Below are 21,349 nucleotides of genomic sequence, written 5' to 3'. Positions count from 1 at the left end.
AGATTTGATCTACGGCCGCAAGAGGTGCGCAGGGCCGGAGCGCCATCACGCCTGCCCCGTTGATCGCGCGATGCGTCCTGTGACTATCTTCGCCATGTGCCCTACCGAGTTCGGCACCCGCGTGGATGAGGAAGGACCCGCATGACGAGCGAGCGGCCAGCGCTGTACGAGATGCTCGACGACCGGTTCCGTACCGGCCTGTGCATGAAGGGCGACGTCGACCTGGAGGTCCTGTACACCGGTTGCCGCTGGGCCGAGGGACCGATCTACGTGCCCGCCTGGCGGCAGGTGGTCTGGAGCGACATCCCCAATGACCGGATGCTGCGCTGGGACGAGGAGACCGGCGCCGTCAGCGTCTTCCGCCGCTCCGCCGGGCACACGAACGGCAACACCCTCGACCGCCAGGGCCGGCTGGTCACCTGTGAGCAGGGCAACCGCCGGGTGACGCGGACCGAACACGACGGCACGGTCACGGTTCTGGCCGACCGCTGGCAGGGCAAGCGCCTGAACAGCCCGAACGACGCGACGGTCAAGTCCGACGGCTCGATCTGGTTCTCCGACCCGGACTTCGGTATCACCAGCGACTACGAGGGCTATCGCGCGCAGAGCGAGATCGGCTCCAACAACGTCTACCGCGTCGATCCCGCCACCGGCGAGGTGCGGCTGGTCGCGGACTGCTTCGGTGCCCCGAACGGCCTCGTCTTCTCGGCCGACGAGCGGCGGCTCTTCGTCTCCGACACCGGGGCTGGCTTCATCCGGGTCTTCGACGTACGGGACGACGGCACGCTGTCCGACGGTGAGATCTTCGCCGAGGCCGCGGCTCGCAGGGTGGCCCGCTTCGACAACATCCGCTTCGACGACGCCGGCCGGCTCTGGGTGGCCGCGATGAACGACGGAGTGCACTGCTACGACCCCGACGGTACGCTGATCGGGCGGCTCAACGTGCCGGAGAGGGTTGCCAACATCACCTGGGGTGGCGCCAAGCGCAACCGTCTCTTCATCGCCGCGGAGACCAGCCTCTACTCGGTGGTCATGGGCGTCACGGGCACGCACCCGACCGGACCGGGGCGCAGGCCCTGGCTGGATTCGGAGTCCCGGTGAACTTCTGGTCGATCTATCAACACGGCTTCGCGCGGATCGCCGCGTGCACCGGTCACGTCGCCATCGCCGACCCGCCCGCCAACGCGGAGGCGGTGCTGCGGCAGGGGCGCCGGTGCGCGCAGGAGGGGGTCGCCGTCGCGGTCTTCCCGGAGCTCTGCCTGACCGGCTATTCGATCGAGGACCTGCTCTTGCAGGACGCGCTGCTCGACGAGGTCGAGGAGGCGCTCGAGACCGTGGTGGCCGGGTCGGCGGAGCTGATGACGGTGCTCGTCGTCGGCGCCCCGCTGCGCCATCGCCACCGGGTCTACAACTGCGCGGTGATCGTGCACCGCGGCCGGATCCTCGGCATCACGCCCAAGTCCTTCATCCCGAACTACCGGGAGCTCTACGAGCGGCGGCAGATCGCCGCGGGCGACGACGAGCGCGGCGGGACGATCCGCGTCGGCGGCGCGACCGTGCCGTTCGGCGTCGACCTGCTCTTCGCGGCGGAGGACGTCCCGGGCCTGGTGCTGGGCGTGGAGATCTGTGAGGACATGTGGGTGCCGGTGCCGCCGAGCGCCGAGGCGGCGCTGGCCGGCGCGACCGTCCTCGCCAACCTCTCGGGCAGCCCGATCACGGTCGGCCGGGCCGAGGACCGGCGCCTGCTGTGCCGCTCGGCGTCCGCGCGCTGCCTCGCCGCGTACGTCTACGCGGCGGCCGGGCTGGGCGAGTCGACCACCGACCTGTCCTGGGACGGCCAGACCATGATCTACGAGAACGGCGCCCTGCTGGCCGAGACCGACCGGTTCCCGCTCGACGACCAGTACGCGGTGGCCGACGTGGACCTCGACCTGCTGCGGCAGGAGCGGCAGCGGATGGGCAGCTTCGACGACAACCGCCGCGTCCACGCCGCGCGTACCGGGGGCTTCCGGCAGGTCGCGTTCCGGCTCGACCCGCCGACGACGGACCTCGGGCTGAAGCGCCGGGTCGAGCGGTTCCCGTTCGTGCCGGCCGACCCCGACCGCCTCGCCCAGGACTGCTACGAGGCGTACAACATCCAGGTCGCGGGTCTGCAGCAGCGGCTGTCGGCGATCGGCGGCCCGAAGGTCGTCATCGGGGTGTCCGGCGGTCTCGACTCCACGCACGCGCTGATCGTCGCCGCCCGGGCGATGGACCGTGCCGGCCGCCCGCGCAGCGACATCCTGGGCTTCACCCTGCCCGGCTTCGCGACCAGCGATCACACCAAGGACAACGCCCACAAGCTGATGCGCGCGCTCGGGGTCACCGCGGCCGAGCTCGACATCACACCGACCGCACGGCTCATGCTCGGGGAGCTCGGCCACCCGTTCTCCTCCGGCGAGCCGGTGTACGACATCACCTTCGAGAACGTCCAGGCCGGACTGCGCACCGACTACCTGTTCCGGGTGGCCAACCAGCGCGGGGGCATCGTGCTCGGCACCGGTGACCTGTCCGAGCTGGCGCTCGGCTGGTGCACCTACGGCGTCGGCGACCAGATGAGCCACTACAACGTCAACTCCGGCGTGCCGAAGACGCTCATCCAGCACCTGATCCGGTGGGTCGTCAGCAGCGGGCAGTTCGACGAGGAGACCGGCGAGACGCTGACCGCGATCCTCGACACGGAGATCAGCCCGGAGCTCGTGCCGGGCGAGGAACTGCAGTCCACCGAGTCCAAGATCGGCCCGTACGCGCTGCACGACTTCACCCTCTTCCACGTACTGCGCTACGGCTTCCGGCCGTCGAAGATCGCCTTCCTGGCCTGGCACGCCTGGCACGACCGGGACGCGGGCGCCTGGCCGCCCAACTTCCCCGGGCCTAAGCGGGCGGCCTACGACCTGCCGGAGATCTGGCACTGGCTGGAGTACTTCTGCCGCCGCTTCTTCGCGTTCGCGCAGTTCAAGCGGTCAGCGATGCCGAACGGGCCGAAGGTCTCGGCCGGTGGCTCCCTCTCGCCGCGCGGCGACTGGCGCGCGCCGTCCGACGGTACGGCGCGGGCCTGGCTGCGCGACCTCGCCCGCTGGGACAATCTTGACGCCGAACCGCACCGAGAGCCGAGGACCTGACAGGAGCGGACGATGGCCAAGACCTACCGTGTCGGAGCGGGCACGAGGCTCATCAATCTCGTTTTCGCGGTGATGACCCGCCTCGGCCGGGGCAAGGACTACCGGCACATTCTGACCGTACGGGGCAGGAAGACCGGCGAACCGCGCTCGACCCCGGTCGACGTCATGCAGAACGGCGATCAACGATGGCTGGTGGCCGCCTACGGTGTCACCAACTGGGTGCACAACGCTCGCGCCGCGGGAGAGGTCGAGATCGCCAGAGGGCGTCATCGCGAGACTCTGCGCGTCGTCGAGCTGGCCCCCGAAGACAGCGTTCCCGTTCTTCGGCAGTACCTAAGGGAGGTCCCCGTCACCCGCGCGTACTTCGACGTCACCCTCGACTCGACCGACGAGCAGTTCGCCGCCGAGGCATCCCGTCATCCGGTGTTCCGGCTGGTCTCCGGCACCGCGGACGCGTAGGCCCGTCCGTCACAGGGCGCGCTGCATGAGCACCGTGTCGATCCAGCGGCCGTGCTTGTGACCGACGCCGGTCAGCCGGCCGGCGTGGGTGAAGCCGAAACGCTCGTGCAGCGCGACCGAGGCCCGGCTTCCGCTGTCCGCGATGACCGCGATCATCTGGCGCATGTCCGCCTGGGCGCACCGGTCCACCAGGGCGCCGAGCAGCGCGCTGCCCAGGCCCTTGCCGGTCAGGTCCGGCGCGAGATAGATGGAGTTCTCCACCGTGTGGCGGTAGGCCGGCTTGGGACGCCATGGCCCGGCGTAGGCGAACCCCGCCACGTCGCCGGACCATTCGGCGACCAGGAAGGGCAGCCCCCGGGCGGTGAGGTCGTCGAGCTTCTGCTGCCAGTCGGCGACCGTCGGCGGGGTCTGCTCGAAGGTGGTCACGGTGTGGGAGACGTAGTGCGCGAAGATCTCGGCCACGGCCTTCAGGTCCGCGTGGGCCACGGGGCGGATGATCACCTGCTGAGCTGTCACGATACGCTCATTTCTCTATAGCGAAATCCAATGACATTATAGAGGAATGCTGGATCTCGCGGTATTGGGCAGGCGCATCCAGGCGTTGCGGCACGACCGGAGCCTGACCCTTCAGCAGTTGGCCGAAGCAGCGGACGTGAGCGTGAGCATGCTGTCCTCGGTCGAGCGCGGGCAGAAGGCGCCCACGATCGTGGTTCTCGCGCGCATCGCGGACGGCCTCGGTGTGCCTCTCACCGATCTCGTCGCCCAGCCCGACGACAACCGGGTCATCGTGCGCCGCGCCGCCGACCAGGACAGCATCGACGAACGCGGGGGATGGCGGCGGACGATCCTGTCACCGGTCGTGCCGGGAGTGAACTTCGAGTGGATCCGTACGACCCTGCCGCCGGAGTGCGACGCCGGCCGGTTCCCGGCGTACGCCCCGGGCTCCCACGAGTACGTCGTCGTCGAGTCCGGCACGCTCCGGCTGACCATCGCCGACACGTCCGTCGAGCTGAGCGAGGGCGACTCGGCCTACTTCGCCGCGGACGTCACCCATGCCTACGCCAACACGGGCTCCAGGCCGTGCACGTACTACGTCGCCGCGCTCATCATGCGTCCCCGCGCAGCCCACCCAGGCGCCTGAGAAGCCACGCGGACCGGCCCCGGAACGAATTGTTTCGTCCGTCTCAGTCCGTTCAGTACCTTCGGCCCGCGATGCCCTTCCCCTCGTCGCCGCCCGCCGGGCCTGCGTCGTACAGCTGCGCCAGGCGGTCCTGCAACTTGGCGTGACGGAACTGGAACGCCGGTCCCGCCTCGCGGAGCAGCCCCAGCCGGTGGGCGTCATCGAGGAAGCGCATCAGGCGCCGGGGCACTCGTCGGCGCACGTACAGCACCGACACGGCGACGAGATAGACGGGGCCGGCCCCGGTGAAACCGAAGGTGGCGACGAACACGACACCGCCCGCGACCCCGAAGGAGATCCCGGCCTCGACGGCCGCGATGAGTCCGGTGAATCCCTGCGCCACCGCGCCCGCGATGCCGAAGGCGGGCCCGAGCATCAGGCCGAAGGCGAGCGAGCGGACGGAGACCAGCTCCAGGTCGCGCCGCAGGGTGACACTGGGCGTCTGCGGCTGGGCGTCGGTGACGGGCGTGGCCGCCCAGCGGCTGAGCCCGACCGTGAGTCCGCCCGCCGCGCCGACGGCCAGGCCGAAGGCCAGGCCGGCGAGAACGCCGCCGACCAGCCCGCCGATGAGCTCGAACGCCAGCGCCGTGATGACGCCGACGACCAGCCCCACCGTGAGGCCGAACGCCAGGTTCGCCAGGAGCGTCCCGACCCGGCCCTTCGGCCGCAGATTCGCGTACGCCGGCTCCGTCGTCGGATCGGCGCGCAGTTCCAGCAGCAGCCCGGCGGTGAGCCCGCCGACGAGACCGCCGATCAGACCACCGGTCACGCCGAAGAGCATCGCGTCGACGAAGGTGCCGTGGAGCGCGCGGGTCAGCGCGATCGTGACCCCGCCGGTGAGCCCGACCGTGAGGCCGACGACCAAGCCGACGGTCACCTTGCCGCCGAGCGTGCCCCAGCGCCGGTGCACCGCGCGATGCAGCCGCCACCACTGAAGGTCCCGGGTTCCGGTCTCGCTCATATGGTGGGCGAGGAAGGACAGCCAGCGCCGGGCGTCGTCAGGGTCCCACCTGCGGAGTGGCCGGAACGGGTGGTCGTAGTCGTTCGGGTCGTCGGGGTCGTGCTCGGGCGGGTTGGCCGCCAGCGTCGCGTCGACGAGGTCGTCCAGCAGGTGCTCGGTGACGGCGTCGGCCGTGGGAAAGCGCGTCCGGTCGCGCAGCGGGGCCGGGTCGCGCCGCGTATCGATGTAGACCTTCCGGAGCAGCCACAGGGCGAGCGGTGTGGACAAGGCCCGTACGAGCGGACCGTCCGGGTTCCCGGTCAGGCTGCTCAGCACCGCCGCCCAGTCGGCCTGCCGGCTCGGCGGCAGACGGTTCCTGATGTAGGCGGCCGCGTCCGCGGCCTTGACGGTGCGAGGTTCGATGACGGCTCCGCCGGCCAGCATGTGGCCGCCGGACAGCTCGACGACGTGCCGATACTCCGCTGTACGGCAGGTGAGGATGACCGCCTCCGTGGTGGCGGCCGCGTTCAGCGCCGACAGCACCCGGGGCTGAACATGCTCGGGCAGCTCGTCCAGCCCGTCGAGGACCGGCAGGATGCGGTGTTTGGACACGAGAGCGCGCGGTGCGTCCCGTCCGAAACTGGCTGCCCGCAGCGCCGGGTAGTTCTCGTCGAGTCGCCGGGCGAGCCATCGGTGCACCGGCTCGGCTCTCGGATCCCAGCCTGTCATCGACAGCAGCACGGGCACGGGCTCGCCCGACGGCGGATCCTTGAGCAACTCGCGCAGCAGGAGTACGGCCAGGGTGGTCTTGCCCATCCCCGGCTCACCGAGGATCACCAGCCGCCGCCGGGCCAGGCGACGGAAGCGACGGGCCATCCGGTCCATCCGGTCGGTACGGCCGGTGAAGCGGATCCGCCCGTGGCGGAGCAACACGCGGAGCGGTCGCGGATCGCCGGCGGCGTCGAGCTCGGTGAGCCGCCACCGGACCACGAGCGGGGTCATGTCGTCCAGTCCGCGGATCCGGATCTCATCGCGCCACTGCTCGCTCACGAGAGCGCGCAGTGCCGCCTCCGCCCGCTGCAGCTGCTCCTCGGAACTCCTCCTGGACGAGAAGGGTCTCCACCAGACCATCAGGCCGACGGCGAGCGGCGGGACCGCGAGCGCCACCGACATCAGCTGGGCGACGTTCGCCGCCGTCGACAGGTCCCCGCCCCGCAGACCTACGGCGACCATCGTCACCACCACGACCAGCCCCGCGAGCACCGCCATGCCCGCCACGACCACCACTTCGCGCCACCGCGCGGCGCCTCGCCCCGCCATGACCGTCATCGTGACATTCGTGGTCACTGAGTACAGAGGATGACACTACGAAAAGTGACCGATATCGGCAGGCGATACCGGGTTTCCGAGAGGCTTCCCCAGGGACGATCAGATGTCGTTCCACTTGTAGATCGGCAGGTGTGCCTTCTGCGCGATCGGGGTCCACAGCGCGACGACCCGCCGCTTGGCGGGGGCGGCCCTGTTGTCGGCGGTGATCGCCCGCTGGTAGTCATCGGTCTGCGGCACGTTCTGGGTGCCGCATCCCTTCGTCGCCACCTCCCGGGCCCACGCGAGGTAGGCCTGGTCGGCGTCGAGCGACGCCTGGTAGGCGTCGACGAGGGTCTGCCGCAGATCGGCGCCCTGTGGCAGCCGATCGACCCGCAGGACCTTCGCCTGGGTCAGTTCCCGCCCGCGGGTCCCGACGAGCTGCTCGAACGCCGGGGCCAAGGCGGCGACGTCGTCACAGGTCGTGGAGTTCCCGGTCAGCGGGTTGAGGTGCGAGCCCAGAAGTTCGTTGAGCGCCTTGGCCTGGGTGGGGTCAGGCCCCCGATGGGCGAGGCCGCGAACCGCGAACGTCGCCGCGACGGCCACGACCACGACCGCCGCGGAACACAGGATGACCACGCGCCGCCGGCCACGGCCGCGCCGCGCCGCGCCGGGCGCGGGCTCGTCCTCGGGCGGCACCTGTCGCGGCAGCGGCGAGGTGTCAGAGCCGAGATCCACGGGTGCCCGTGCCGTGGCACTCCCGGGAGGTACGTCCGCCGGCCGCGGGCGGGCGTCGGCGGCAGGTGCGCGGGGCGCCGGATCGGTCCTCCCGGGGTCGGCGAGCGCGGTGCCCTCGGCCAGCATGACCGTGGTGGCCGGCTCGCCGGCGGCACCGGTGGGCACGACGAACGCCTCGCGGCGCTGGAGCAGATGCAGCAGCACCTGCTGGGCCGATGGGCGATCGGCGGGGTTCTTGGCCAGGCAGGCGAGGACGAGATCGCGCAGCGGCCTTTCCAGGTCGCCGAGGAAGGGCTCATGGGTCAGGATGCGGGCGGTGACGGCGTCGAGGGTGTCATCGCCGAACGGCGGGTGCCCGCACGCCGCGTAGGTGACGGTCGACGCCCAGGCGAAGACGTCGGTGGCGGTCGTGATGAGACCGCCTTTGAGTTGCTCGGGCGCCATGTACGGCGGGGTGCCGAAGACCTGACTCGACACCGAGGAACCGGCGTTCAGGGCACGGGCGATCCCGAAATCGATCACTCGCGCCCCGTCCGGGCCGATCAGCACGTTGTGCGGCTTGAAATCCCGGTGCACGATCCCCGCGTCGTGGATGGCGACCAGCGCGGTCGCGGTCGCGATCGCCAGCCGCTCCAGATCGGCGCCGCCGCGTGGGCCGTTCTCCGAGATCAGCCGCTGCAGAGACGGGCCGTCGACGTACTCGCTCACGATGTACGGGCGGTCGCCGGTCACGTCGGCGTCCACCACCTGCGCCGTGCAGAAACGGGCGACCTTCTTGGCCGCCGTGACCTCTCGCACGAAACGGGCGCGCGCCGCGTCGTCGATCGCCAGATCCTGCCGCAGCATCTTCACCGCGAGCCGCTGCGGGAATTCACCGGAGCCCTCGGCATCGTCGGCCCGTCGTGCGAGGTAGACGACGCCCTGGCCGCCCTGCCCCAGGCGTCCCACCAGCTCGTAGGGACCAAGACGCCGGGGGTCGCCAGGCCGCAGAACTCGACTGGTCACCGCGTGAGCCTCCACACCGCCGAAACATCCTGTTCGATCGAGAAACCGGCCCGCGTGATCCGTGTCAAAGGGGAGCCGGCCGGAGTCGGACCCCCGTACGAACTCCCCGAGAATCCGGTGAGCGCCGCAGGCACCCGAGATCGTTTCCGCCGGCGAATCTGACGCTGACTTGTCGAGGGCCGTTCGGTCGCCTCCGATCACAAAATGATCTCGACCGTAAATCGGCTCAGCGCGGCACGGCCGAAAAGTCAGGTCAGGCCTACCGGAAGATCAGTCGGCGTAGCGGCCGACGAGTTCGGCGCCGATGCGGGCGAGTTCGTGCCGTACGGAGCGGGGTTCGACGACGTCGACCAGCGCGCCCCAGCCGGCGAGGTGACGGGCGATGTCCAGCGGCGTCGGAGCGGCGAGGTGGACCCGCACCCGCCCGTGGTCGGGTTCGCCGTCGATGTGGCAGTGCCGTCCGAACCGGTCGCGCAGGATCGGCACGAACCGCTCCTCGATGAGCACCGTCGCCCAGGTGCGCGAGCGCCGCTGTTCGATCTCCTCGACGACCTCCTGCCAGGCGGCGGTGAGGACGAACTCGTCGGGGCGTTCGGCGGGCCGGTCGGTCGGTTCGGCCTCGGTGATCCGGTCGACGCGGAACGTCCGCCGTCCTCGGTCGGTCCCCGCGAGCAGGTACCAGACGTCGTCCTTGTCGATCAGGCCCCAGGGGTCGACCAGCCGTACCGTCGGTTCCGTGGTGCGGCCCGCATAGGTGAGGCGGACCTTGCGGCGGCGGATCACGGCGGTCTGCAGCAGGTCGACCGTCGCGGGCCGGGGACGGTCGCGTTCGCCCCAGCGGACGGGGTCGACCATCGTCGCGTCGGTGGCGGCCTGGGCGTCGGCCCGGAAGGTCCGGGGCAGGGCTCCCATCAGCTTGCGCAGCGCCGCTCTCGCCTCGGCCGAAACGGCTGCGGCGGGGCCGACGAGCAGGAACAGCGCCTGCGCCTCGGCCGCCGTCAGACCGCTGAGGTCGGTACGGGCACCGCCGACCAGGGACCAGCCGCCACCGCGACCGGGCTGTGGATAGACGGGAACGCCCGCCGCCGCGAGCGCCTCCAGGTCCCGGCGGGCGGTGGCGACCGACACCTCGAGTTCGGCGGCCAGTTCGGCCGCGGTCACTCGGCCACGGGTCTGCATCAACAGCAGGACGGCCACGAGACGGTCGGCGCGCATGCCCCCGGATTCTCCCCCAAAGCGCTCAGAAGATGAGCACTTTGACGTGAAGCATGGGTGACATCGCCCGAACAGGAAGGACCCCCCGATGCTGCGAGGCCTCACCACCGTCAGCTTCTACGCCGACGACGTCACCGCCGCCGCCCGCTGGTACACCGAACTGCTCGGCGTCGAGCCGTACTTCACGCGCCCGGTCGAGGGCACGCTCGTCTACGCCGAGTTCCGCGTCGGCGACTACGAGCACGAGCTCGGCATCATCGACAGCCGCTTCGCCCCCCGCCCGCGCCCCGAAGAGGCCGGCGGCGCGGTGACGTACTGGCACGTGGACGACGTCGAGGCCGCGTTCGCGCGGCTGCTGTCCCTGGGCGCCACGGCGTACGAGAAGCCGGTCGAGCGCGGTCCCGGCTTCGTCACCGCCTCCGTGGTCGACCCCTTCGGCAACGTCCTCGGCGTCATGTACAACCAGCACTACCTGCAGGTCGCGAGCCGATGACGCACTTCCCGGCCGCCGTCCGGCGGGAGGACACCGGTGAAGCCCATGGCCGGCTCCGATCGCCGGGCCCGGCCCCGGATCAGGGCGTGATCACTTCGTCTCGGGCGACGGGCACGAGTCGCTCGAAGCGCGTGCGACGGCTCGGCCGCGAAGCCGTGCGCACGCCACTCCTCGGCAGCGGCCCGAAGGCCGTCGCCGAAGCCTGCCGCGTCGCTCCCCCGGCGGAACGCCGACACGGAAGCCGTGGTGGACGCGGTCAGGCGGCCCGGGAACCTCGGGGTGGGGCGGTCAGCGCGTACACGACGATGACGGACATCGCGATGACGAGGACCGACCACACCGGAAACGCTCGGAGGAACACCAGATGGCCGAGTGCCGCGAGGACGGCCAGCGCCACGCCTGCCGCGCGCGCCCACGTCCGGCCGGCGAGGATGCCGACCCCGACAATGATCTGGATGGCCCCCAGGATCAGCCAGATCCACCCCCAGGCGGTGAAGTTGAGAATGAGGATGTCGCGGTCGGTCACCAGGTAGTAGTCCGACCGCAGCAACGCGACCAACCCATCGGTCAGGTTGAAGATCCCGGTCACGATCGCCAGAATTCCGGCGAATGTCAGCCAGCTCGAGGTCATCGGCATGCGATGCGTGGTCATGGCCGACCTCCCTTGGAGCGGCGGTGCGCGGGTCGATCGGATCCGACTCGGTCCATCGCCGACAGCAGACATTCCCGTACGCGAGCGCAGGTCAAACGCGGGGCGCCGCTCCCCTGATCAGGTCATATGCGACAATTTGCCGGATCTTGGCCGCCGGTCAGCGGTAGGCGGACAGGCCCGTGATCGCCTCGCCGAGCACCAGCGTGTGGATCTCCTGGGTCCCCTCGTACGTCAGGACGGACTCGAGGTTGGCCATGTGCCGGATCACGGGGTACTCCAGCGTGACGCCGTTCGCGCCGAGGACCGAGCGGGCCTGGCGGGCGACGTCGAGCGCGGCCCGTACGTTGGCGAGCTTGCCGAACGACACCTGCTGCGGCGTGACCTTCCCGGCCTCCTTCAGCCGCCCGATGTGCAGGGCGACCAGGCCCGCCTGGCCCAGCGCCACCTCCATCCAGGCGAGCTTCTCCTGGGTGAGCTGGAACGCCCCGATCGGCCGGCCGAACTGCTCACGCGTGCGGGCGTACTCGACGGCCGTCTCGTAGCAGGTACGGCCCGCTCCGACCGCGCCCCAGACGATGCCGTACCGCGCCTCCGACAGGCAGCCGAGCGGCCCCCTGAGGCCCTTCACGCCGGGCAGCAGCGCGTCGCCGGGCACGCGTACGTCGTCGAGCGTCAGCTCCGACGTCACGGACGCGCGCAGCGACAGCTTCCGGTGGACGTCCCGGGCCGTGAACCCGCGGGTGCCGCGCGGTACGAGGAAGCCGCGGACGCCGTCGTCCGTACGCGCCCAGACGACCGCGACGTCGGCGATCGAGCCGTTGGTGATCCACATCTTGGAGCCACTCAGGACCCAGTCGGAGCCTTCGCGCTTGGCGTGCGTCCGCATGTTCGCCGGGTCGGAGCCGTGGTCGGGCTCGGTCAGCCCGAAGCAGCCGATGGCCCGGCCGGCGGCCATCCGGGGCAGCCACTCCTGCTTCTGCTCCTCCGAGCCGTACTTGTGGATCGCCGTCATGGCGAGCGAGCCCTGCACGGACACGAAGCTGCGCAGCCCGGAGTCGGCGGCCTCCAGCTCCCGGCAGGCGACCCCGTACGCGACCGCGCCGGCCCCGGGACAGCCGTACCCGGACAGGTGCATGCCCAGGAACCCCAGCTCGCCGAGTTCGGGGGCGAGCTCGGCCACGGGGAAGACGCCCTCCTCGAACCAGTCGGCGACGCGCGGCTCGATCCGGTCGGCGGCGAAACGCCGCGCGGTGTCGCGGACCAGGCGCTCCTCATCGGTGAGCTGATCGTCGACGCGCAGCAGATCCATCGGTCCTCCCAGGGTCTTCCCGGACGCCGAGACGGCGGAGGGGAGCCTCGCAGGCAAAGCGTACGTCGGTGTGGCGATCCGGCGATCAGGGGGCTCTCAGGGACGCCTCAGGGCAAGCCCCCATGGCGATCCGAGCCCTCCGCGGGCACGATCGAACCATGAGCGAGAACACCTTCCACACCGACGGCAGCGAACCGCGCCGTCTCAGCCGCACCCGCGACGGGCGCATGATCACCGGAGTCTGCGCCGGTGCCGGCCGGTACTTCGGCGTCGACCCGACGATCGTACGGATCGTGCTGGCCGTCGTCACCCTCCTGACCAGTGGCGCGGGCATCCTCCTGTACGTCGCCGCCACCCTGATCATCCCGGAGGAGGGCAAGGAGACCTCGATCGCCCAGGATCTGATCAACAAGCAGACGCGAGCCTAGGCGGCGGCGCTCATCGCCCGCTCCTGGCTAGAGGCGATCACCTCTCCCCTGATCCGCGTCCACGACATCGCGAGCATCGTCGCGGCCGACAGACCGGCGATCCCCGCCAGGGCGATGACGGGTTCGGGCCCCAGCGCCTGGGTCAGCGCGCCTCCGATCAGGATGCCGATGCCCTGGCTCGCCAGGATGCCCGACTGCGCCAGCCCGAACGCCTGGCCACGCCCGGCGGGCGGCACGGCGGCGACGTACGCGGCGTTGGCCGCGATCTGGTAGGCGCTGCCCACCCCGGACAGCGCCAGCAGGACGATCATCGCCCACAGCGGCGGCCGCAGCCCCGCGCCGACCAGCGGCGCGCACGACAACATCGCCATCCAGCCCATGAGCCGCAGGCGGTCCTCGGGGCGGACGAACCGGCTGTAGGCGAACGCCCCGGCCGCCATGCCGCACGGCATCGCCGACATCAGCAACCCGACGATCACGGGGCTCGCACCGAACGTCCTCGCGTACGGCGCGGCGAGCCCCTCCGGCAGCACGTAGAACCCGCACAGCCACGCGAAGCACACCAGGGGCCGGAGCGTACGGTCGCCGAACACCAGGCGCGCACCCTGGCCCGTGATGCTCCACAGCGACGGGCGTTTGCGGCCCTCCCGACGCGGCGCGGGACGCGGCCGCACGCCCGCCAGCAGGATGGCCGCCGAGATCGCGAACGTTGCCGCGTCGAGCCCGAGGGCCTGGTGCGCGCCGACGGCGTAGATGACCGCCCCGCCCACGAGGAAGCCCAGCGTCTGGGTGAGCTGGTGGGTGATGTTGTTGATCGCGGAGCCGACGACGTACATGTCGCCGGGCAGCACCTCGGACAGCAACGCGGCACGCGCCGCCGTGAAGGGCGTGCCCAGGAGAACGGTCCAAAAGATCAGAAAGCACAGCGCCGCGAACGGCATGCGATGCAACGCCATGAGCGCCACGATGCCGGTCCGCGCGACGTCACAGACGATCATCACGCGGCGCCGCGGGAGCAGGTCGGCCAGCACCGACAGCACCGGCCCGCCCATGATCGATGGAAGATAGGTCAGGGCGTACGCGACCGCGGTCCGCAACGCCGAATGAGTGTTGTTGTAGACGAGCACCGCGAGAGCGATCTGAGCGAGCTGATCGCCGATGTACGACAGCGTCTGGGCGAGCCAGATCGAGCGGAACTCACCGACTCCGAAAACCTCCCGATAGGTCACCTGGCGATCGAACGGCCGCCGATGTCTTCCCACGCGCGCTCCCCTGCCGGTGAACGTCGTCCGGCCGCCACCCGCAGACGGCCGGTTGCGCGGATTATCTCACGCTCCGTTCAAAGAAGGTGACCCAACGTGCGCAATCGGGATCACCAGCCGAGTTCGTGCAATCGTTCATCGTCGATACCGAAGTGGTGGGCGATCTCGTGAACGACCGTCACCCGAACCTCTTTCACCAGGTCATCGCGGGTTCGGGAGATCGCCTGCAGCGGCCGGCGGAAGACGGTGATGCGGTCCGGCAGATACCCGGCGTACGTGTCGCCGCGCTCGGTCAGCGGCACACCCTCGTACAGCCCGAGCAGCCCCGGTTCGGGCGCGTCGTCCTCGACCATCACCACGACGTTGTCCATCAAAGTAGTGAGAGCCTCAGGGATGGTGTCGAGCGCCTCGGCGACCAGATCCTCGAACTCCGCCCGCGTTATATCGATCACGTCGTCATTGTGCGTGGATGAGGGCCCGGATGAGCATAGGTACCAACGTGTTGACCCGAGCATGGAACGAACTACGGCAGTTCACCGCCCGGTGCGACGCACTGCGGCGGTTCACCTCCCGGCGCCGCGTACGCCTCGCCGGGCGCGTCACGGCGGTCATCGCCGTCGGCCTGATCGGCGGCTGGATCGGCCTTCTGGCCGGCGGCCACGCCCAGACCGACGTCGGCCCCGCCGACGTGGACTTCGCACTGCACCCCTCGATGTCCGGCGGCACGGTGATCGACATCCCCCCGCTGGGCACGCTGCGCCTGGACAGCCACTCCGGCCCCGTACGGATCGACGCCCAGGTGACCCGGATCCGCCCCGACCGGGCCAAGACCCTCATCGATGACCCCGCGGCCTTCGACCGCCTCTCCGACACGATCGGCGGCGACGTACGGCACGCGTTCATCGTCATGGCGGTCAAGGCGACCGCGGCCGCCCTCGGCTGCGCGGCGCTCGCCGGCCTCCTCGTCTTCCGCAGCTGGCGGGGGGTGTTGTGGAGCACGGTCAGCGCCTTCAACGGCCTGATCGTCATCGGCCTGCTCGCCAGCCTGACGTTCAACCCCGAGTCGATCGCCGAGCCGCGCTTCACCGGCATCCTCGCCAGCGCCCCACAGGTCGTCGGCGACGCCAAGACGATCGTGTCGCGCATCGGGGCCTACCGGGAGCAACTGGCCCGCCTCGTCGGCAACATGTCCCGCCTGTACGACGTCACGTCCACCCTGCCGACGTACGAGCCGGACCCCACGACCATCCGCGTCCTGCACGTCTCCGACATCCACCTCAACCCGGTCGCCTGGGGCGTCATCCGCCAGGTCGTGAGCCAGTTCCACATCCAGGTCGTCATCGACACCGGCGACCTCACCGACCACGGCACCAAGACCGAGGACAAGTTCGCGAACAGCATCAGCAAGCTCAAGGTCCCGTACGTCTTCATCCGCGGCAACCACGACTCCACCGCGATCGAGAAGGGCGTACGCCGCCAGAAGAACGCCGTCGTCCTCGACGACCAGATCGCGGACGTCGGCGGCCTGCGGATCTTCGGCACCCCCGATCCGCGCTTCACCCCCGACAAGACCACCCGCGGGGACCAGGTCAACGCCCAGGAGATGCTCGGGTACGGCCGGATCGCGGTGCAGAGGCTGAAATACCTCGGCAAGAACCCCGACATCGTCCTCGCCCACGACCCGAACGAGGGCCAGGCGTTCGACGGCACCACGCCACTCATCATGTCCGGCCACACCCACCAGCGCTCCACCCGGCTCCTGCCGAGCGGCACCCGCCTCTTCATCCAGGGCTCGACCGGCGGAGCCGGCATGCGCGGCCTCGAACACGAACAGCCCACCCCCATCGAGATGTCGGTCCTGTACTTCAACCGCGCCACCCACCGCCTCCAGGGCTGGGACGACATCCGCCTGGGTGGCCTAGGTCTCACCTCCGCCCAGATCGAACGCACTCTGGAGCCCAAGCCGGACCGCCCGATAATGCCTTCACCTGCGCAAACACCCTCAGGGACCCCACTCACCCCGACCCCGGCCAGCCCCTCGCCCCGCCCGTCCCAGGCGAGCCGTCCGCGGTAGGGAGGGAATCACTTTGGTGGTTGGGGCGGTTGTCCCCTATGCTGACGGAGTCCCCGACGGCAGGCGCCAAGGGCAACGGCGGCCAAGGTCGTCGGAGTCCCCATCGTCTAGCGGCCTAGGACTCCGCCCTTTCAAGGCGGCAGCGCGGGTTCGAATCCCGTTGGGGGCACGGTATCCTTCCGGGGGTACTACAAAGCAAGGTCCTGTGGAGCAGCTAGGAGTGCTCGCCACCCTGTCAAGGTGGAGGCCGCGGGTTCAAATCCCGTCAGGACCGCTGAGGCGCCGTTCGGCGCCGCGCGGGCAGGTAGCTCAGTCGGTACGAGCGTCCGCCTGAAAAGCGGAAGGTCGGCGGTTCGACCCCGCCCCTGCCCACTCCTCTGAACTGCCCAAACGCCCCGCCTCCGTGTTCGGAGACGGGGCGTGAGTGTCTAACTGGGTGACAACGGCTCGGAATCCACCAGGGAAATGTCGTTCATCGCGATCGCTCTCTCTTGGACCACCGGCCGTATCTGCTTGCGATAGACGGTCTCCGTAACCACGGTGTTGGTGTTCCCGACCAACCGGGAGATGTTCTCGATCGGTGCGTCATGGGCGGAGAGCAGCGATACGAAGCTGTGCCGCAGCTCCCAAGGCGTCCACTCCTTGCCCACCAGGCCAGCGAGGTCGAGAACGACGCGGAAGTCGCGCCGGACGTTCCCCGCGCTGAGCGTTCATCGAACGCGACGACGTGCGACCACGAAAGCTCTGCGGGTCACGCCGCCTTGAGGCGCTTCTGTTCCGCGGCCACGATTTGGCGCCGCAGTTCGGTCTCGGAGCCCGTGTCCACCGCGTCCGGCGTCGCGTTCGCCATGTCGCTGCGGCGCGCGTACTCGTCGAACGCCTCGCGCTTGTCCGCCAGCAGCTCGAGGACTCGCTGGTCGATGCTGTCCCCGCACAGCAGCCGGTGCACGTCCACGCGGCGCACCTGGCCCATCCGGTGCGCGCGGGCGATCGCCTGCTCCTCGATCGAGGGCGTCAGCTGCGGCTCGGCGATGATGATCACCGAGGCGGCCTGGATGTTCAGGCCCACGCCGCCCGCCTGGATCTGGGAGACCAGCACCGCAGCCCCCTTGGCGGCAGTGAACTCGTCCACCATCGCTTGGCGGTTCGTCGGCGGGATGCCCCCGGTCAGCGGGCCGACGACATGCACGCCGGGGACGCCATGACGCCCGGAGCCCAGTACCTGTGTCACCGTGTCCAGCACGTCGCGGAAGTACGAGAACACCACGACCTTGCGCCCGCCGTCCGCGGCCTCGCTGACGATCTCCACCAGCCGCCGGAGCTTCGGCGATCCCTTCACCGTCCCCGGGCCGAACGCCGCCCGGCGCATCGCCATGAAGTTCCCCGCGAGGACCGCCTTCTGGTACGCCCGCAGCGCCGGTCCCTCGAGTGCCACCCATTCCTGCGTCTCCAGCCGCGGCGGAAGTTCGCTAAGCACGTCTTCCTGGTTGCGCCGCAGGTAGACCGGCGCCACAGCCTCCCGGAACTTGGTGCCGTCCAGCGCCCCGTCCGGTATGTCCAGGTTCTCGGCGAGCTCCGGGCGCAGGTGCCCGACCAGCACTCGGAACTCCCCCACCTTGTTCTCCATCGGCGTCCCCGTCAGGAACAGCACCCGCCTGCTCCGCGCCGCCCATTCGCTGACCGCCTGCGTGCGAAGCGCAGTCGGGTTCTTCACGTAGTGCGCCTCGTCGACGACCATCATCGCCACAGAGACGTCCAGGTCCTCTGGCATGGCGCGCAGCACCTCGAATGTCGTGACCGCCACGCCACCCCTGGCCGCCCACTCCTGCTGGGTCGCCTCCCGCTTCTCGCCAGGCCCGTGCACGCGGCGGACCTCCAGCAGCGTGTGCCGCTCAACCTCACGAGTCCAGTTGACGACCACGCTCGCCGGGCAGACGACCAGGAAGTGCGTCGCGCCCTTGGCCGCGAGGTGGCACATCGCGGCGAGCGATTGCATCGTCTTACCAAGGCCCATCTCGTCGCCGAGAATCACCCGCTCCTGAACCAGCGCGAACTTCGCGCCGAACAGCTGGTAGCCACGCAGCGAGGTCTTGAGGCGGGACTGGTCGAGGGGAAACACGCGGACCTGCTCGGCGATATCGGCGGGGAGGAATCCCTGACCGGCCTCTTTGACCGGGTCGAGCCCCCCAACCTCGATCAACAGGCCGTTGTAGATGACCGGGCGGGCGAGGTAATCGCTCCATAGCCGGGCAGCCCTCGGTGTCTTTCCGGCCTTCTCCAGCCGGGACTCGGCTGTGGACAGGCGTTTGCGTACCGCAGTGACTTTCTTGGAACTCAGGGTGGCGTCCAGCTGGACGAGTGCATCACGAGCTTCCTGCCTCTTCCGCTTGGAGAATGTGAAGAGCATTCCCAGGCGGCTCGCGCCGCGTGCCGCAGGGCCGAGGTAACCCCCGAGCTCACTTGCCAGCGGGCTCGGGTCCGGGCCCTTCATCACGGACCTGGTGCGTTCGTAGCGGCGCAAGGCGGCGATGAGAGCGGTCTGCTCGGGGGTACGGGCGTCTGGTTCGATGCGGACGCGGGTGCTCTCCTCGACGGACTCCCGCATCTGCCATGCGGCGGCCATGATCCGCTTGGCCGTCTTCCGGCGTACTCGGGGGATTCGCCTGAGTGCTTCTGCGCCGGTCGTGAGGACCGCGCCGACTGTGTCGATGCCGGCGTCCCTGACGGGGACGAACGTGACCCGGCCCTGGATAAGCTCCCGGAGCCGGTCCACCGGCATCGTGTCCAGTTCGTCAGTGACAAGCTGATCGCGCACCACTTCGTACGCCCGTCGCGCGATCTCGCGGGACTCCCCCGGCGCGGCCAGGACCGCCTCGATGGCGTCGTGGACCGCGCGGCCGTCGGAGACGATAGCGCGGGCCGCCCTTCCCGCGCGGAGCTCGGCCTTCGCAGGCTCCGTTTCACTCGTCAGTTCCGCTGTGCGTGCCAAAGTGGTCGAGAGTCTACGCATCGGAACCGGCGATCGGTGCGAATTGCGAAGATGGAGGACATCACGGACAGATTGGCTTCCGACGCGCGCTGGCGCCCTTACCTACCTTCCGGGCTCTCCGACTCGCGGGAGTGTGTCGGGTGAGCTCTGTAAGCTCTGGGGGCAACGTCGGCCACCGTGGACAGCCGTCGGCGCACGCCCACTACCGTCCACCTCGGCATAGAGTCTCTGAGCAGGGTGGTTGCTACTCCTGAAAAGCGGAAGGTCGGCGGTTCGACCCCGCCCCTGCCCACTCGCCCCCTGGTGCTCGTCGATCTTCGATCGACTTCGCCGGGGGCTTTGTGCTTTTCCAGGGGGACGACCCCCTGGAACCCCCGATGCGGGGGCTCCGCCCCCGCATCCCCGGTCACCGCCTCCGTCGGGAAGATGACGTCCATCGCGCGAGCGCCCTCTCGCCTATCGGCTCTCCAAGCCGACGATAGACCGCCCGCCTCGTCGAGGTACTCACCGATCGGCTGGCGCAGCTCGGCAGTGGATCCGGTTCAGCCAGCGGGGGCATCCTCGTCTCCGGTCTACTACCTACGTGAACCCATCGGGCGCGACCTCAGACCAGCCGTCGAGGGTTACGACCCGCCAGAGCGTCGACTCCGCCGGGTCGTAACCCCGAGATGAGTGGCGCAACGCCACGACCGACGTGCTGGGGACTCGTTACTTGGCGGCCGCGTCCAGTTCGGCCAAGGCCTGGGCCCAGCGGGCGTACGGCAGATTGGCCAGGTCGGCGACCGTCTTGATGCCGAGTGCTTCGTTCAGGAGCTCACCGGTACGGTCTGAGATCCCCTTCAGGGCCGCCACCGGCGCGGCCATGATCTCCGGGAGGCTCTTGTCCGCCCACGCCTTGTCGAGCACGTTGTTCAAGTCGATCGAAGCCACTGAGGTCCTCTCGGGACGTGTTGGAGTGATGGTGTACGTCAGCGGGCAAACACCCGCATCACTCGCTTTTATCGCGTGATGGGCGTAAGCAAGCCCAGAATGCGGGAAGATCACCGTGTTTCTTCTTCTCGCCGGACGAACGCCGGCTGGTGTTCACGATGGGGCTGGACGTCGGATCAGACCAGTCTGAAGGGTGCACCGTTCTACCGATGGCGACGGGCGCGGTAGGCCTTACCGCCGCAGGACCGACGGGTCCTTCCCGGCAATGCTCGTCTGGAGCTGCGGCGCCACCATCGGCGAACTCATCGGCGTCGCGGCATCCTCGGCACCTTCATCGTCGGTGCCGTCGTCAGCGTCGTGGGCAACGCCGTCTATGAGAGCGTCGAGTCCTACGGCAGGAGTCGTCGGCGCAGCGCGATGTCGTCCTGACGGGCCCGGCGTGCCATGCCCAATACCGAAGGGATCTGAGCGCGGCGAGCGCTTCAGGCTTCGGCGGCGATCACCGAGGGGAGATCGGCGAAGCGCGCTTTGGCATCACGGGACAGGATCGTCCTGCCGGTCTCTGTCGCGTGTGCCGCGATGATCAAGTCGTGCGCTCCCCGGCGGGTGCCCGCGCGGCGGACGTGCGCTATCAGGCGGGCATGATGGGCGGCCGTGGTGTCGGTGTAGTCCAGAACCTCGACCACCGAGGTGATCGCGGCGAGTGCACGGGAACGGTCGGCGGCACGCGCGGCGGTGTCGGCCAGCTCTATCCCCACGCGGTATTCGGCGATCGTCACCGCCGCGACGGCCAGCTCATCATCGTCGAGGGCGGCCCGGTCGATGGTGCCCCGTTCGTACGCGATCAGGATGTTGGTGTCGAGGATCAGACGTCGGCCCACGGGTCCCGCTCCTCCGTCGTGAGCAGATCCAGAGCGCTGTTGATGTCCTCAGCGAACCGGTCATCCGGCGGTTCGATACCGTCCAGCGCTGCCCGCAGGTCAGCGCCCGTGCGGCGGCGCGCGGGACCGATCTCAGCGACCGGGCGATTACCCCGGGTGATGGTGATGGTTTCGCCGCGCTCGATGGCGTCGAGGAGGTCAGAGAACCTCCGGGAGGCTTCGGTTGCGGTCATGGTCCTCATGAGACCAGCATATCTGATAATCAGATTTATGCTGATCGCCCAGCGCACTCGGGAGCGATACGCGCTGTTGCCCGCGGTCACTCGCC

20 protein-coding genes and 4 tRNA genes are annotated in these 21,349 nt (G+C 69.7%); 11 read left to right on the top strand and 13 right to left on the bottom strand.

Annotation, left to right across the window (positions count from 1 at the left end):
- The first annotated feature begins 141 nt into the window (after nucleotides 1-141).
- From ABEA24_RS28480 to ABEA24_RS28470, 3 genes are read left to right on the top strand one after another with little or no spacing between them, the layout of a single operon-like run.
- The gene (locus ABEA24_RS28480; RefSeq protein WP_345434217.1) at nucleotides 142-1,101 is read left to right on the top strand and encodes an SMP-30/gluconolactonase/LRE family protein; all 960 of its coding nucleotides are present in this window, start codon (nucleotides 142-144) and stop codon (nucleotides 1,099-1,101) included.
- Entirely contained in the window at nucleotides 1,098-3,161 is a 2,064-nt protein-coding gene (locus tag ABEA24_RS28475; RefSeq protein ID WP_345434216.1) for an NAD(+) synthase, read from the top strand. The genes ABEA24_RS28480 and ABEA24_RS28475 overlap by 4 nt, the downstream gene beginning before the upstream one ends.
- Before the next feature lie 12 nt (nucleotides 3,162-3,173).
- Complete coding sequence (locus ABEA24_RS28470) at nucleotides 3,174-3,620, top strand: nitroreductase family deazaflavin-dependent oxidoreductase (protein WP_345434215.1); 447 nt, start codon at nucleotides 3,174-3,176, stop codon at nucleotides 3,618-3,620.
- A 9-nt stretch (nucleotides 3,621-3,629) separates the two neighbouring features.
- On the opposite strand, the gene ABEA24_RS28465 is transcribed toward ABEA24_RS28470, so the two are convergent.
- Nucleotides 3,630-4,136, bottom strand: coding sequence for a GNAT family N-acetyltransferase (locus tag ABEA24_RS28465; protein ID WP_345434214.1), 507 nt, complete (start codon nucleotides 4,134-4,136; stop codon nucleotides 3,630-3,632).
- A gap of 46 nt (nucleotides 4,137-4,182) precedes the next feature.
- On the opposite strand from ABEA24_RS28465, the gene ABEA24_RS28460 reads away from it, so the two are divergent.
- On the top strand, nucleotides 4,183-4,761 hold the full coding sequence (locus tag ABEA24_RS28460; RefSeq protein ID WP_345434213.1) for a helix-turn-helix domain-containing protein: 579 nt from the start codon (nucleotides 4,183-4,185) through the stop codon (nucleotides 4,759-4,761).
- Nucleotides 4,762-4,813: 52 nt separating this feature from the next.
- On the opposite strand, the gene ABEA24_RS28455 is transcribed toward ABEA24_RS28460, so the two are convergent.
- The 3 genes from ABEA24_RS28455 to ABEA24_RS28445 all read right to left on the bottom strand — a co-directional run bounded on the left by ABEA24_RS28455 (nucleotide 4,814) and on the right by ABEA24_RS28445 (nucleotide 10,003).
- Nucleotides 4,814-7,087 (bottom strand): NACHT domain-containing protein, encoded by a 2,274-nt coding sequence (locus ABEA24_RS28455; protein ID WP_345434212.1) that lies wholly within the window; start codon nucleotides 7,085-7,087, stop codon nucleotides 4,814-4,816.
- 81 nt (nucleotides 7,088-7,168) lie between these two features.
- Nucleotides 7,169-8,788: a serine/threonine-protein kinase gene (locus ABEA24_RS28450; RefSeq protein WP_345434210.1), complete on the bottom strand. Its 1,620-nt coding sequence runs from the start codon at nucleotides 8,786-8,788 to the stop codon at nucleotides 7,169-7,171.
- A 270-nt stretch (nucleotides 8,789-9,058) separates the two neighbouring features.
- Nucleotides 9,059-10,003 (bottom strand): helix-turn-helix transcriptional regulator, encoded by a 945-nt coding sequence (locus tag ABEA24_RS28445; protein ID WP_345434209.1) that lies wholly within the window; start codon nucleotides 10,001-10,003, stop codon nucleotides 9,059-9,061.
- A gap of 88 nt (nucleotides 10,004-10,091) precedes the next feature.
- On the opposite strand from ABEA24_RS28445, the gene ABEA24_RS28440 reads away from it, so the two are divergent.
- Nucleotides 10,092-10,496 carry a VOC family protein gene (locus ABEA24_RS28440; protein ID WP_345434208.1) on the top strand — a complete coding sequence of 135 codons (405 nt, stop codon included), beginning with the start codon at nucleotides 10,092-10,094 and terminating at the stop codon, nucleotides 10,494-10,496.
- A gap of 256 nt (nucleotides 10,497-10,752) precedes the next feature.
- On the opposite strand, the gene ABEA24_RS28435 is transcribed toward ABEA24_RS28440, so the two are convergent.
- Both ABEA24_RS28435 and ABEA24_RS28430 read right to left on the bottom strand, forming a co-directional pair.
- Nucleotides 10,753-11,148, bottom strand: a complete 396-nt coding sequence (locus tag ABEA24_RS28435; RefSeq protein WP_345434207.1) for a DUF7144 family membrane protein — start codon at nucleotides 11,146-11,148, stop codon at nucleotides 10,753-10,755.
- Between the two features lie 157 nt (nucleotides 11,149-11,305).
- Nucleotides 11,306-12,457: an acyl-CoA dehydrogenase family protein gene (locus ABEA24_RS28430; RefSeq protein ID WP_345434206.1), complete on the bottom strand. Its 1,152-nt coding sequence runs from the start codon at nucleotides 12,455-12,457 to the stop codon at nucleotides 11,306-11,308.
- 158 nt (nucleotides 12,458-12,615) lie between these two features.
- On the opposite strand from ABEA24_RS28430, the gene ABEA24_RS28425 reads away from it, so the two are divergent.
- Nucleotides 12,616-12,885, top strand: coding sequence for a PspC domain-containing protein (locus ABEA24_RS28425; protein ID WP_345434205.1), 270 nt, complete (start codon nucleotides 12,616-12,618; stop codon nucleotides 12,883-12,885).
- On the opposite strand, the gene ABEA24_RS28420 is transcribed toward ABEA24_RS28425, so the two are convergent.
- Nucleotides 12,882-14,114 carry an MFS transporter gene (locus tag ABEA24_RS28420; RefSeq protein ID WP_345434204.1) on the bottom strand — a complete coding sequence of 411 codons (1,233 nt, stop codon included), beginning with the start codon at nucleotides 14,112-14,114 and terminating at the stop codon, nucleotides 12,882-12,884. The genes ABEA24_RS28425 and ABEA24_RS28420 overlap by 4 nt on opposite strands.
- 143 nt (nucleotides 14,115-14,257) lie before the next feature.
- The gene (locus ABEA24_RS28415) at nucleotides 14,258-14,599 is read right to left on the bottom strand and encodes a metallopeptidase family protein (RefSeq protein WP_345434203.1); all 342 of its coding nucleotides are present in this window, start codon (nucleotides 14,597-14,599) and stop codon (nucleotides 14,258-14,260) included.
- Between the two features lie 47 nt (nucleotides 14,600-14,646).
- Between ABEA24_RS28415 and ABEA24_RS28410 the strand changes: the two genes are divergently transcribed.
- The 4 genes from ABEA24_RS28410 to ABEA24_RS28395 all read left to right on the top strand — a co-directional run bounded on the left by ABEA24_RS28410 (nucleotide 14,647) and on the right by ABEA24_RS28395 (nucleotide 16,593).
- Nucleotides 14,647-16,221 (top strand): metallophosphoesterase family protein, encoded by a 1,575-nt coding sequence (locus ABEA24_RS28410; RefSeq protein ID WP_345434202.1) that lies wholly within the window; start codon nucleotides 14,647-14,649, stop codon nucleotides 16,219-16,221.
- A 96-nt stretch (nucleotides 16,222-16,317) separates the two neighbouring features.
- Nucleotides 16,318-16,390 (top strand) — tRNA-Glu (locus tag ABEA24_RS28405).
- Nucleotides 16,391-16,420: 30 nt separating this feature from the next.
- Nucleotides 16,421-16,495: transfer RNA gene (locus ABEA24_RS28400), tRNA-Asp, on the top strand.
- Between the two features lie 24 nt (nucleotides 16,496-16,519).
- Nucleotides 16,520-16,593 (top strand) — tRNA-Phe (locus tag ABEA24_RS28395).
- Between the two features lie 56 nt (nucleotides 16,594-16,649).
- Here the strand turns inward: ABEA24_RS28395 and ABEA24_RS28390 are convergent.
- Both ABEA24_RS28390 and ABEA24_RS28385 read right to left on the bottom strand, forming a co-directional pair.
- On the bottom strand, nucleotides 16,650-16,871 hold the full coding sequence (locus ABEA24_RS28390; RefSeq protein ID WP_345434201.1) for a hypothetical protein: 222 nt from the start codon (nucleotides 16,869-16,871) through the stop codon (nucleotides 16,650-16,652).
- A 101-nt stretch (nucleotides 16,872-16,972) separates the two neighbouring features.
- Nucleotides 16,973-19,210 carry a DEAD/DEAH box helicase gene (locus ABEA24_RS28385; protein WP_345434200.1) on the bottom strand — a complete coding sequence of 746 codons (2,238 nt, stop codon included), beginning with the start codon at nucleotides 19,208-19,210 and terminating at the stop codon, nucleotides 16,973-16,975.
- A gap of 230 nt (nucleotides 19,211-19,440) precedes the next feature.
- Between ABEA24_RS28385 and ABEA24_RS28380 the strand changes: the two genes are divergently transcribed.
- Nucleotides 19,441-19,502 (top strand) — tRNA-Ser (locus ABEA24_RS28380).
- 416 nt (nucleotides 19,503-19,918) lie between these two features.
- On the opposite strand, the gene ABEA24_RS28375 is transcribed toward ABEA24_RS28380, so the two are convergent.
- From ABEA24_RS28375 to ABEA24_RS28365, 3 genes are all read right to left on the bottom strand, one after another.
- Entirely contained in the window at nucleotides 19,919-20,140 is a 222-nt protein-coding gene (locus ABEA24_RS28375; RefSeq protein ID WP_345434199.1) for a hypothetical protein, read from the bottom strand.
- Between the two features lie 482 nt (nucleotides 20,141-20,622).
- Nucleotides 20,623-21,021 (bottom strand): type II toxin-antitoxin system VapC family toxin, encoded by a 399-nt coding sequence (locus tag ABEA24_RS28370; protein WP_345434198.1) that lies wholly within the window; start codon nucleotides 21,019-21,021, stop codon nucleotides 20,623-20,625.
- The gene (locus tag ABEA24_RS28365) at nucleotides 21,006-21,263 is read right to left on the bottom strand and encodes a type II toxin-antitoxin system Phd/YefM family antitoxin (protein WP_345434197.1); all 258 of its coding nucleotides are present in this window, start codon (nucleotides 21,261-21,263) and stop codon (nucleotides 21,006-21,008) included. The genes ABEA24_RS28370 and ABEA24_RS28365 overlap by 16 nt, the downstream gene beginning before the upstream one ends.
- Nucleotides 21,264-21,349 lie beyond the last annotated feature (86 nt).

The sequence above is a fragment of the Actinoallomurus vinaceus genome, from assembly GCF_039542055.1.
Classification (GTDB): Bacteria; Actinomycetota; Actinomycetes; order Streptosporangiales; family Streptosporangiaceae; genus Actinoallomurus; species Actinoallomurus vinaceus.
Note: the sequence above shows the minus strand (reverse complement) of the source record. Positions and strands in the feature narration are given on the sequence as shown.

Bases quoted from the DNA above. Each gene is read 5' to 3' on its own strand.
- ABEA24_RS28440 (WP_345434208.1), top strand. From the start codon at position 10,092: ATGCTGCGAGGCCTCACCACCGTCAGCTTCTACGCCGACGACGTCACC.
- ABEA24_RS28445 (WP_345434209.1), bottom strand. From the start codon at position 10,003: ATGCGCGCCGACCGTCTCGTGGCCGTCCTGCTGTTGATGCAGACCCGT.
- ABEA24_RS28435 (WP_345434207.1), bottom strand. From the start codon at position 11,148: ATGACCACGCATCGCATGCCGATGACCTCGAGCTGGCTGACATTCGCC.
- ABEA24_RS28480 (WP_345434217.1), top strand. From the start codon at position 142: ATGACGAGCGAGCGGCCAGCGCTGTACGAGATGCTCGACGACCGGTTC.
- ABEA24_RS28430 (WP_345434206.1), bottom strand. From the start codon at position 12,457: ATGGATCTGCTGCGCGTCGACGATCAGCTCACCGATGAGGAGCGCCTG.
- ABEA24_RS28425 (WP_345434205.1), top strand. From the start codon at position 12,616: ATGAGCGAGAACACCTTCCACACCGACGGCAGCGAACCGCGCCGTCTC.
- ABEA24_RS28365 (WP_345434197.1), bottom strand. From the start codon at position 21,263: ATGAGGACCATGACCGCAACCGAAGCCTCCCGGAGGTTCTCTGACCTC.
- ABEA24_RS28470 (WP_345434215.1), top strand. From the start codon at position 3,174: ATGGCCAAGACCTACCGTGTCGGAGCGGGCACGAGGCTCATCAATCTC.
- ABEA24_RS28460 (WP_345434213.1), top strand. From the start codon at position 4,183: ATGCTGGATCTCGCGGTATTGGGCAGGCGCATCCAGGCGTTGCGGCAC.